Source organism: Aromatoleum toluvorans (assembly GCF_012910905.1).
Classification (GTDB): Bacteria; Pseudomonadota; Gammaproteobacteria; order Burkholderiales; family Rhodocyclaceae; genus Aromatoleum; species Aromatoleum toluvorans.
The window spans coordinates 236,886-248,298 of the sequence record NZ_WTVN01000002.1 but is presented as its reverse complement, the minus strand read 5'-3'; the positions used below and the strand labels follow the sequence as shown (position 1 = coordinate 248,298).

The 11,413-nt window shown below is 63.0% G+C and carries 8 protein-coding genes and 1 pseudogene; 6 read left to right on the top strand and 3 right to left on the bottom strand.

Annotation, left to right across the window (positions count from 1 at the left end):
- Nucleotides 1–2 precede the first annotated feature (2 nt).
- Genes yidD through rpmH form a run of 3 tightly spaced genes read right to left on the bottom strand, consistent with a single transcriptional unit; the run spans nt 3 to nt 707 of the window.
- Nucleotides 3–212: a membrane protein insertion efficiency factor YidD gene (gene yidD / locus GPA22_RS02795; protein WP_169254568.1), complete on the bottom strand. Its 210-nt coding sequence runs from the start codon at nt 210–212 to the stop codon at nt 3–5.
- Nucleotides 212–571, bottom strand: coding sequence for a ribonuclease P protein component (gene rnpA, locus GPA22_RS02790; protein WP_169254567.1), 360 nt, complete (start codon nt 569–571; stop codon nt 212–214). Before rnpA ends, yidD begins: the two co-directional genes overlap by 1 nt.
- Nucleotide 572: 1 nt before the next feature.
- Nucleotides 573–707 (bottom strand): 50S ribosomal protein L34, encoded by a 135-nt coding sequence (gene rpmH, locus GPA22_RS02785; RefSeq protein WP_002926183.1) that lies wholly within the window; start codon nt 705–707, stop codon nt 573–575.
- A gap of 285 nt (nt 708–992) precedes the next feature.
- Here rpmH and dnaA point away from each other — a divergent pair, with 285 nt between their 5' ends.
- The 6 genes and pseudogenes from dnaA (at nt 993) to GPA22_RS02755 (ending at nt 11,398) form a co-directional block, all read left to right on the top strand.
- Complete coding sequence (dnaA, locus tag GPA22_RS02780; RefSeq protein ID WP_169254617.1) at nt 993–2,435, top strand: chromosomal replication initiator protein DnaA; 1,443 nt, start codon at nt 993–995, stop codon at nt 2,433–2,435.
- Between the two features lie 83 nt (nt 2,436–2,518).
- Entirely contained in the window at nt 2,519–3,625 is a 1,107-nt protein-coding gene (dnaN, locus tag GPA22_RS02775; RefSeq protein WP_169254566.1) for a DNA polymerase III subunit beta, read from the top strand.
- An 85-nt stretch (nt 3,626–3,710) separates the two neighbouring features.
- Nucleotides 3,711–6,218: a DNA topoisomerase (ATP-hydrolyzing) subunit B gene (gene gyrB / locus GPA22_RS02770; protein ID WP_169254565.1), complete on the top strand. Its 2,508-nt coding sequence runs from the start codon at nt 3,711–3,713 to the stop codon at nt 6,216–6,218.
- Nucleotides 6,219–6,657: 439 nt separating this feature from the next.
- A complete protein-coding gene (locus GPA22_RS02765; RefSeq protein ID WP_169254564.1) occupies nt 6,658–8,955 on the top strand; it encodes an AAA family ATPase in 2,298 nt (765 codons plus the stop codon).
- Nucleotides 8,955–9,734: pseudogene (locus tag GPA22_RS23070) on the top strand (UvrD-helicase domain-containing protein); the annotation flags it as partial. The gene GPA22_RS02765 and the pseudogene GPA22_RS23070, both read left to right, overlap by 1 nt.
- Nucleotides 9,735–11,116: 1,382 nt before the next feature.
- The gene (locus tag GPA22_RS02755) at nt 11,117–11,398 is read left to right on the top strand and encodes a plasmid mobilization protein (protein ID WP_169254562.1); all 282 of its coding nucleotides are present in this window, start codon (nt 11,117–11,119) and stop codon (nt 11,396–11,398) included.
- Nucleotides 11,399–11,413: the final 15 nt, after the last annotated feature.

Below are 11,413 nucleotides of genomic sequence, written 5' to 3'. Positions count from 1 at the left end.
AGTCAGGGAACGGGATCATACCCGCCCGGATGGAATGGGTGGCAACGGCCCACCCGCTTGACCGCCAACCACCCGCCCTTGAGGGCGCCATGGCGCTGGACGGCCTCGGCCGCATATTCCGAACAACTGGGATGAAAACGGCAGTTGCGCCCCAGCATCGGGCTGATCGCGTAACGATAGACGCGCAGCAGGCCGAGGAGCAGGGACTTCATCACGGTCGCAGCCGCGCGAAGAGCTGCGCGATGTCGTCGTTGATCATCGCGCGCGTGGCATCCCGGACGGGCGCGTTGAGGCGCACGACCAGGTCGTGATGGGGAAGAACCGCACGAGTTTTGCGAAACTGTTCGCGCACGATGCGTTTCACCAGGTTGCGCACGTTGGCGCGTTTCGCCAGCTTCTTCGCCACGACGACGCCGAGGCGCGCCGTGCCGAGTTCGTTGGGACGATAATGAACGACGAAGAACCGTCCCTTGAGCGCCCGCCGAAAAGCAAAAACGGATGAATACTCATCCGTTTTTCGTAATCTGTAGGCGCTGAGAAATCTCTGATCAACGCCCGGCGGGCTGATCACCTCAGACGGCGAGGCGATGACGGCCCTTGGCGCGGCGAGCGCGGATGACGGCGCGACCGCCGCGGGTCTTCATGCGGACCAGGAAACCGTGGGTGCGCTTGCGACGGACGACGGAAGGCTGATAGGTGCGTTTCATTTCGGTTGGCCAGTGAAAGGGTCAAACCGCGGATTTAATGGGATAATACCCTGTTTGTCAAGCACAATTTTTGGCCGGGGCTGTGGATAACTCTGGCGCGGGGGGGTAAAATCTGGCGTTTCCGCTTCCGACCGCTTCGCACGCGCCGCCGATCACGCCCGGCAGCGCTGCGCCGGCGGCCGGGCGCGCCCCGAAACAAGCTCATGCCACCGTCCAGTTTGCCGCATCCGCGGGGCCGGGCGAGGCATTCAGGAAATCGTGCCCCAAGCCCTAGCCTTCGAGTCCGTGAATCGAGATTTCTGGTCCTTCTGCCTGTCGCGCCTTGAAAGCGAACTGCCGCCCCAGCAGTTCAACACGTGGATCAAGACGCTGCGCGCGGAGGCCGGCGCGGGCGACGAACCGTCGCTGCGGGTGCTCGCCCCCAACCGCTTCGTCATGCAGTGGGTGCGCGAACGCTACCTCAAGCGCATCGCCGAGCTGGGCGAGGAATTCCACGGCGGGCCGATGGCGCTCGAACTCGTGATGTCCGAAGCGGGCAACACGCGCGCGGTCGCGCGCACGCCCGTCGCGGCTGCCCCCGCGGCGCCGGTCGCCGCGGAAGGCTCCGAAAGTACCGCGGCGAACACCGCTCCGGCCGCGCCCGCCATCATCACGCGCCCGGAACCGGACATCGCCCCGGCCTCGAACTCCGCCGATCTCGCCTACGAGAAGACGCGCCTCAACCCCGATTTCACCTTCGACACGCTGGTCACCGGCCGCGCCAACGACCTCGCCCGCGCCGCCGCGATGCAGGTCGCACAGAATCCCGGCACGTCCTACAACCCGCTGTTCGTGTACGGCGGCGTCGGCCTCGGCAAGACCCACCTCGTGCACGCGATCGGCAACGCCGTCTACCGCCGCAACCCGCGCGCGGTGATCCGCTACGTGCACGTCGAGGACTACTACGCCGACGTCGTGCGCGCCTACCAGCAGAAGAGCTTCGACGCCTTCAAGCGCTACTACCGCTCGCTCGACCTGCTGCTGATCGACGACATCCAGTTCTTCAACAACAAGAACCGCACGCAGGAAGAGTTCTTCCACGCCTTCAACGCGCTCACCGAGGCGCGCAAGCAGATCGTCATCACCTGCGACACCTACCCGAAGGACATCCAGGGCCTCGAAGACCGCCTGATCTCGCGCTTCGACTGGGGCCTCACGGTGCAGATCGAGCCGCCCGAGCTCGAGATGCGCGTCGCGATCCTGCAGAAGAAGGCCGAGGCGCTGCGCGTCGAGCTCACCGACGACGTCGCCTTCCTGATCGCCAAGAACCTGCGCTCGAACGTGCGCGAGCTCGAAGGCGCATTGAACAAGGTCGTCGCCTTCGCGCGCTTCCACGGCCGCGGCATCTCGCTCGAAGTCGCCAAGGACGCGCTCAAGGACCTCCTCAACGCGCACAACCGCCAGCTCACGATCGAGCACATCCAGAAGACGGTCGCCGACTACTACAAGATCAAGGTCGCCGACATGCACTCGAAGAAGCGCACGCGCGTGATCGCGCGCCCGCGCCAGGTCGCGATGTGGCTCGCGAAGGACCTCACGCCGATGTCGCTGCCGGCGATCGGCGAAGCCTTCGGCGGGCGCGACCACACGACGGTGCTGCACGCCTGCCGCACGATCGCCGACCTGCGCCTCTCCGACCAGCAGCTCAACCACGACGTGCACGTGCTCACGCAGGTGCTGCGCGGATGAGCGCCCGCCCGATGCAACTCCCCTGCAGTCATCCCCCCTTGCCCGGAACCACGGAATAACTTCAACCGGAATTACAAGACGCCATGCTTCTGCTCACCACCACCCGCGATGCGCTCCTCGCCCCGCTGCAGTCGGTTGCCGGCATCGTCGAAAAGCGCCACACGCTCCCGATCCTGTCGAACGTGCTGATCGAGAAACGCGGTGACCAGCTCACGCTGCTCGCCACCGACATCGAGATCCAGATCCGCACGACCACCGGCGGCCACATCGGCGGCGAGGACGCCAACATCACCGTCGCGGCGAAGAAGCTGCAGGACATCCTGCGCGCGCTGCCGAACGAGGGCGAAGTGGTGCTCACGCTCGACGACAAGCGCCTCACCGTCAAGGCCGGCCGCAGCCGCTTCGCGCTGCAGACCCTGCCCGCCGCCGACTACCCGCGCATGAACCTGCCCGACGGCGACGCAACGCGCTTCACCGTGAGCCAGAAGAGCTTCAAGCGCCAGCTCGCCCAGGTCGCCTATTCGATGGCGCAGCAGGACATCCGCTACTACCTCAACGGCCTGCTGCTGATCGTCGCCGGCGGCGAGCTGCGCATGGTCGCGACCGACGGCCACCGCCTCGCCTTCGCGTCGAACCCCGTCGAGGGCGATCTGCCGCGCAGCGAAGTGATCCTGCCGCGCAAGACCGTCATGGAGCTCGCGCGCCAGCTCGCCGACAGCGAGGACCCGCTGGAAGTGATCCTCGCCGGCAACCAGGTGGTGTTCCGCTTCGGCCCGATCGAGCTCGTCTCCAAGCTCATCGACGGCAAGTTCCCCGACTACGAGCGCGTGATCCCGCAGAACCACCCGAAGATGCTGACCTTCGAGCGCGCGCCGCTGCTCGCGACCCTGTCGCGCGTCGCGATCCTGACCAACGACAAGTTCCGCGGCGTGCGCCTCGTGCTCGGCGACGGCCTGCTCAAGATCGCCAGCACCAACGCCGAACAGGAAGAAGCGCAGGAAGAACTCGAAGTCGACTACCACGGCGACCCGCTCGACATCGGCTTCAACGTCACCTATCTCCTCGACGTGCTCACCAACATCCACGAGGACCAGGTCGAGTGGCGCTTCAACGACGGCAACTCCAGCGCGCTGGTGACCCTGCCCGGCAACGACCGCTTCAAGTATGTTGTGATGCCGATGCGCATCTGACGCGCGCCGGCCCGACGCCGGCACGTAGTGCTTTCGCCCCGGGCCCTCCCGGGGCGCGTTCTTTGATGAAACCCAGAGATTGACGATGTCCGATCCGCAAAACCTGCCCCAGTCCGCCCCCGTTCCCGCCCCCTCCGGCGACTACGACGAATCCAGCATCCAGCAGCTCGAAGGCCTGGAAGCCGTGAGGAAGCGCCCCGGCATGTACATCGGCGACACCTCCGACGGCACCGGCCTGCACCACATGGTGTTCGAGGTCGTGGACAACTCCATCGACGAGGCGCTGGCCGGCCACTGCGACGACATCGTCATCACCATCCACGCCGACAACTCGATCTCGGTGTCGGACAACGGCCGCGGCATCCCGGTCGGCGTGAAGATGGACGACAAGCACGAGCCCAAGCGCTCGGCCGCCGAGATCGTCATGTGCGTGCTGCACGCGGGCGGCAAGTTCAACCAGAACAGCTACAAGGTGTCGGGCGGCCTGCACGGCGTCGGCGTGTCCTGTGTCAACGCGCTGTCGAAGTGGCTGCACCTCACCGTCGCGCGCGACGGCAAGAAGCACTTCATGGAATTCCACCGCGGCGTGCCGCAGGACCGCGTGATCGAAGTCGTCGACGGCGTCGAGACCAGCCCGCTGAAGATCGTCGGCGAAACCACGCGGCGCGGCACCAAGGTGCATTACCTCGCCGACGAGGAGATCTTCGGCAACATCGAGTACCACTACGAGATCCTCGCCAAGCGCCTGCGGGAGCTCTCCTTCCTCAACAACGGCGTCAAGATCCGCCTCATCGACCAGCGCACCGGCAAGGAAGAGGACTTCGCCTTCGCCGGCGGCGTGCGCGGCTTCGTCGATTACATCAACCGCACGAAGTCGGTGCTGCACCCCACCGTGTTCTATGCCGAAGGCGCGACCAAGGTGTCGGCCGGCCACGGCCACGAAGCCGAACTCGGCGTCGAGGTCGCGATGCAGTGGAACGACAGCTACGCCGAACAGGTGCTGTGCTACACCAACAACATCCCGCAGGCCGACGGCGGCACCCACCTCACCGGCCTGCGTGCGGCGATGACGCGCGTCATCAACAAGTACATCGAAGAAAACGAGATCGCCAAGAAGGCCAAGGTCGACATCACCGGCGACGACATGCGCGAAGGCCTCGCCTGCGTGCTCTCGGTGAAGATGCCCGACCCCAAGTTCGCGAGCCAGACCAAGATGAAGCTGGTGTCGTCGGAAGCGCGCCCCGCGGTCGAGGAAGTCGTCGCCGGCAAGCTCACCGACTTCCTGCAGGAAAACCCGATCGACGCGCGCACGATCTGCGCGAAGATCGTCGAAGCCGCGCGCGCCCGCGACGCCGCGCGCAAGGCGCGCGAGATGACGCGCCGCAAGGGCCTCCTGGACGGCGTCGGCCTGCCCGGCAAGCTCGCCGACTGCCAGGAGAAGGACCCCGCACTGTGCGAGATCTACCTCGTCGAGGGTGACTCCGCCGGCGGCTCCGCCAAGCAGGGCCGCGACCGCAAGTTCCAGGCGATCCTGCCGCTCAAGGGCAAGATCCTCAACGTCGAGAAGGCGCGCTTCGACAAGCTGCTGCAGAGCCAGGAAATCGCGACGATGATCACCGCGCTGGGAACCGGCATCGGCAAGGAAGACTACAAGCCCGAGAAGCTGCGCTACCACCGCATCATCATCATGACCGACGCGGACGTCGACGGCGCCCACATCCGCACGCTGCTGCTGACCTTCTTCTACCGCCAGATGCCCGAGCTGGTCGAACGCGGCCACATCTACATCGCGCAGCCGCCGCTGTACAAGATCAAGCACGGCAAGAACGAGATGTACATCAAGGACGAGGCGGCGCTCAACCAGCACCTCCTCAAGCTCGCGCTCGACGGCGCCGCCCTGCTGCCCCGCACCGGTGCCGCTGCGATCGCCGACGAAACGCTCGGCGGCCTTGCGCGCAGCTACCTGCTCGCCGAAGCCGTCATCAACCGCCTGTCCGGCTACATCGACGGCGCCGTGCTGCACGCGATGCTCGCGCATGACATCGAAGTCAGCCTCGCCGACGAAGCTTCCACCGCCGCCGCGGCCGCCCTCATCCGCCCGCACCTGCCGGACGAAGTGCAGATCCGCCCCGAGTACCACGAGGAATCCGAATCCTGGCGCATCGCCATCGAGCGCATGCTGCACGGCAACCGCAAGCTCGGCTGGCTCGACGAGGAATTCGTCGTCTCCGGCGACTACCGCAGCATCCGCACCGCCGCCGCCGCCATCGCCGACCTGATCGGCGAAGGCGCCGAGATCCGCCGCGGCGAAAAGAGCCAGCCCGTCACCCGCTTCGCCGACGCCATCCGCTGGCTGCTGAACGAAGTCGAACGCGGTCTCTCCAAGCAGCGCTACAAGGGCCTGGGCGAAATGAACCCCGAGCAGCTGTGGGAAACCACGATGGACCCCGCCGTGCGCCGCCTGCTGAAAGTGCAGATCGACGACGCGATCGCCGCGGACGAGATCTTCACGACGCTGATGGGCGACAACGTGGAGCCGAGACGGGCGTTCATTGAAGGGAATGCGTTGTATGCAAGGAATATCGACGTTTGAGATTGTAGGTTCTCAGAATAAGTGAAAACAATCTCACCAAAATGAAAACAGCGTAGCCTCGCCGAGCAATCGGCGGGGCTTTTTTGTTGAGGAACCACTCGCATCTTCAGATCTTGGCGGCCTCGAACACGGACGTCCAATAGCCCGTTCAAGGCGACGCCCCGCGGCCACGTAGGACATCCGCACCCAGCATTCCCCCTGGGTAACCCGACTCTCCTTGGCCTTAGCAGTCATTCATGCCTATGTGCTAGCATGACTGCCATCGACCCATGCGACCCTTTGGTCCCCCCCGTTGAATGAATGATCAAGTGCATGTTATTGACGGTACGGGCGACGACTACTGATTTTGGTGAACAGCCAACCGGTACCTGGACGCGCGGGTCGCTGTGCAACGCGAGTGCCAGATTTCGAATGGCCCCAAGTTTTCCAAGGAACGTAGATGAGCGAGCCGTGGGCAAAGCCCCATCTAGCACCCATAGTCAGCCTCTCGTGCATCGAGCTCAGCCGGTTTCGCCGACTGGCGCAGACCCGGGTCCAGATCGACAAGAAAGCGACAGTCTTGGTCGGTGCCAACAACAGTGGCAAGACATCCATCCTCATAGCGATCCGCAACTTCCTGGCCGCGAGCCAGGTCTTCGGTGCTTTCGACATCAGCCTTGACCAATGGCCCGCGCTGAGAGCACTCGGTTCTGAGTGGGAAAAATTGACAGAGGACCCTGCATCGGCCGCGGGTGACGTCGAGAAGTGGAAGGAGCAGCTGGCAACGCTCCTGGGTTCCATGCCCACATTGGACCTGTGGTTCGATGCGCAGCCTGGGTCCTACAACCTTGTTGCGCCTTTCATCACCTCGCTCAACTGGGACGGCGGCGCCGTAGGGGTTCGCCTCCGCCTTGAGCCCGCTTCCTCGGTAGAGGACCTTCAACGACTGGCCTGGCGATACCGTGAGGCTCGTCATCCGGTCAAAGACTTCAAGAAGCAGGCTCACGCCTGGCCTGTAGACCTCATCGACTACTGGCTTCGTCATCCTGCCGACCTTGGTTGCATTCTTGTCTACAGGCTGGACCCGGCATTGGGACCGCTCGCGAATCCACCCGCGGGTGCGCCGCAGGGCTTGTCGCCAAAAGCGGCAGCCGTCGACCGGACAAAGCTCTCCAAGCTATTGCGCGTCGACTTCGTTGCCGCGCAACGCGGATTCGGGACCGAGGAAGCAGAGTCACGATCCAGCTCAGGTACGCATCGTGTTGGCCTGTTTTCCAACCAGCTTCTGAAATACGCCCGTCAGCACCTGAACATAGCGACGACTGGCCATGGCCATCAGCCCGAACTGATCGCAGCCATCGCCCAAGCCCAGGAAGACCTTGACGCTCGCATCAAAGTCGCGTTGACACCTTCCATTGAGCACGTGAAGAAGCTCGGGTATCCAACCCTGCATGATCCCCAAGAGATCCACTTCAGAACTCGCATACAGACTGGCGATTTGCTCGACCACAGTACAGCCGTGCAGTACCGCCTCGATGACGCGCAGGCGGATATTTACCTTCCCGAGTATTCAATCGGGCTGGGCTACCAGAACCTGCAATCGCTGAGCTACCAGTTGGTCTCGTTCAGAGACTCCCGGCTAAAGCCCTCCGAAGGTAGTCCCGCTGCTGTGCATCTCGTGCTGGTGGAGGAGCCCGAGGCCCATCTGCATGTTCAGGTACAGCGTATCTTTCCGCAACGTGCGTCCGAGCTCATCAGCCCGACCGCCCCAGAGCATGCGCACCTGAGCAGTCAACTGGTCATCAGTACTCATGCGAGTCACTTGGCTCACGCCGAGAATTTCGATCGGCTGCGCTACGTACGGCGGATTCCGTCACCAGCAGGCGCGATGCCATGCTCTGACGTTATCGACCTCGCCACGGCCTTTGGAACCGACAAGGAGACTCGGACCTTTGCGGAGCGGTACTTCCGAGTGCAGCACACGGACCTACTGTTCGCCGATGCTGCAATCTTCGTAGAAGGGGCTGCAGAGAGGATGCTCGTTCCCCTGTTCATCGAGCGCGATTTCCAGAAGCTCGACAAGCGCTACATCTCCTTCCTCGACCTCGGCGGGCGTCACGCGCACCGGCTGCGCCCGCTCGTTGAGAGGCTGGGAATTCCCACGGTCGTCATCACCGACGTGGACCCGGTGGAGGTGACGAAGGACGCAAACGGGAAGACCGTACGGAAGGCGGCAGCAATCGTTGACCCGAAAGGGCTCGAGTGCGGGAATGACACGCTCAATGGCTGGCACCCCAAGAAGAAGGAACTGCACCTGTTGGCAGAGCCGGCCGAGGCAGACCAGACCTGGAGCAACGGAAACGGCGGGCGGGTCAGATTTGCATGGCAGGTTCCCGTCCCAAAGAACGGCCCTTGGCCAAGCTCGTTTGAGGACTCCTTGATACTGACGAACCTTGACTGGTTCAAAGCCATCGGGCAAGAGACGGGCAAGAAACCTGCCGCCGGCGAGGTAGCCCTGCCGAAGGTGATTGGTCCCTTGCGTGTCGTCGTTGATACCGTTCTTGCGGAGCCAGACCCTGCGGCGCTCTGCAAAGAGCTTCATGCCATGCTGCGTGAAAAGTTCGCCAAGGCCGAGTTTGCTACAACCATGTTTGAGCGTATCAGCATGGGCGACAAGTTTGCTTGCCCAGCCTACATCGCCGATGCGCTGGCGTGGCTCGACAAGGAGTTGGCGCCGTCGAAGACGGGGCCAGTCTGATGGTCGGCTCGAAGGATGATCCGAATGAGCGCGACGCTGGCGTCGTCGACGAAATCGTCGCGTACGTCACCAGCACGCCGCCGAGGAGCTTCTTTCTCTTTGCCGGAGCCGGCTCCGGCAAGACGCGGACGTTGGTGGCAGTGCTTCGCAAGCTCACCGGCATCGGGCCGGGAAGTGCGCAGATAGAATCCAAGCCTGCGGCGGGTGACCTTGACCTGCGATTCGCGCGAGAGCTGAGGGCGCGAGCTCAGACGATTCGTGTCATCACGTACACGAAGAACGCCGCGTTGGTGGTCACCGGCCGGCTTGGGAATAACGACCTCACTCAGGTCGCGACCATCCACTCGTTTTGCTGGGACTTGATCGCAGGCTTCGACGACGACATCCGCGATGCGCTTCTGGCGCTGAACGCTCTCGCGCTAGAGAAGGCACGCGAAGCGGCAACTGGTCGGAAGAAAGGGCCAACCGACAAGGACAAGAAGACGATTGCGGAATTTGAGGCCAAGGCTGTGGCTCTGTCCGCGACCCAACGATTCACCTACAGCCCAGACCGGAAACGATACGGTGACGGTGCCCTAAGCCATGCAGAAGTCCTGAGCGTGGCCGCGTGGCTACTCAAGCAAAAGCCCACGCTGCGCCGCATCCTTCGCGACCAGCATCCGGTCATCCTGATCGACGAGTCTCAGGACACGATGAAGAGCGTTCTCGACGCCCTGTTGGAAGTCGTGGCTGAGGCCCCGTCTCGGTTGATGCTGGGCTTGCTCGGCGACCACCGCCAGCGCATCTATATGGATGGGCATGCAGACCTTCCGAGCATTATTCCGCCGGAGTGGGCGACCCCAAAACTGGAGATGAACCACAGAAGTCAGCGCCGCATAGTTGACCTCATCAACGAGATTTGGGATTCCGATTTGGAGGGGCGAACGCAGTCCAAGAAGGCCGTTCGCCAGCATCCTCGCGAAGAGAAGTCGTCCGGGCTCGTGCGAGTGTTCATCGGCGGCACTGCGGCTACGCCCGAAGAGAAGCTGCGACGGGAGGCTCTCTGCGAGTCGGCGATGGAGGCCGCAACTGGCGCTGCCGAGTGGCGACCGGGCAATCCCGGGCACAAGATTCTTGCCCTGGAGCATGCTCTGGTGGCCCGGCGCGGAGATTTCCTTCAGGTGTTTGAGGCTCTCGCTCTGCTCGACCCCGACTCGGTCCGACCTGATGCGACCGGTGACACTTCCGGTCCGGCGGCGGTGCAAGTTCTATTGCGCGAGATGATCGACCTCGCCGATTGCGTCAACGGTGGTCAAGTTTCATCGGACTTCGCTGTCACTGAGGTCCTTCATCGCTACGACCGGCTTCTGAACCTTCCTGCTGACGGCGAGGCTCGTGCTCAGCAGCTGAAGGCCTATCAGCGTGCAGTCGAAGACTTCGCTGCAGCTTGCTCGAACCCTTCGGCAACGGTGCGAGAGGTATTGGCACCCATAGTTCAGAGCAGTCTGTTCGAGCCAGACAAGAGGCTGCTCGCAGCCTTTAACGACACCCGGCCGCCTCCAGATGCGCCAGAGTCACGACAGAAAGAGGGCGTGGAGAACCGACTGGCTCGGGGCTGGCATACGCTTTTCGCCTCGCCTTGGAGCCAGATTCGGAGGTTCAAGACCTACCTGAGCGGCAATTCCCACCTCGCGACCCACCAAGTGGTCAAGGGGTCTGAGTTTGAGCATGTGATGGTGGTGATGGACGACGAGGATGCGGGGGGTTTCTTGTTCGCCTACGACAGGCTGTTCGGATCTCCCCTGGGAGACTCAGACGTCAAAAACGTGGAGACGCACAAGGAAACGTCGATTGACCGCACGCTCCGTCTTCTCTACGTGACGTGCAGTCGGGCGAAGGAGAGCTTGGCCCTTGTGCTCTGGGCGCGCGATGCAGGCCAGGCGCTTGCCTACGCCCAGAAGAACAAGTGGTTCTTACCTGCGGAGGTTCAACCGATCCCTGAATAGGCTTGAGCGTCGGCCACGCACGTCGCCAAGCTCATGTAGTGAGCTACTCGGCGTCAACGGCAGTAGTGGCCTGCCCCCGATTCTCCAGACAGTTTCGGTAGCTACAAAGGACTTGATTTTGTCTTCACACGCCCTACACCGGAAATGTGCTGATCATGTACATCAGGGAGTAATCAATGGCTAATGCTACCGAACCAATCGCGGTCCTTGTGACCGCCCAGGAGAAGGCGATGATTGCCAAAATGGCCCGGGATGCCAATCTGTCGATGGGCGAGTTCCTGCGCCGGGCGGCGGCGTCGTTCAGTCCGAACGACGATGAGAAGATGCTGGAGAGGATGATTGAGCAGATGATGAAGACAACCGTCCGGGCCTGCACCGCCATGGACGACGCTCTGGCTTTTGTCGATGCCTCGAATCTGCGGATCAAAGCGATGGAAGCCAAACGGGCAGCGCGCTGATAGGCATCACGGACA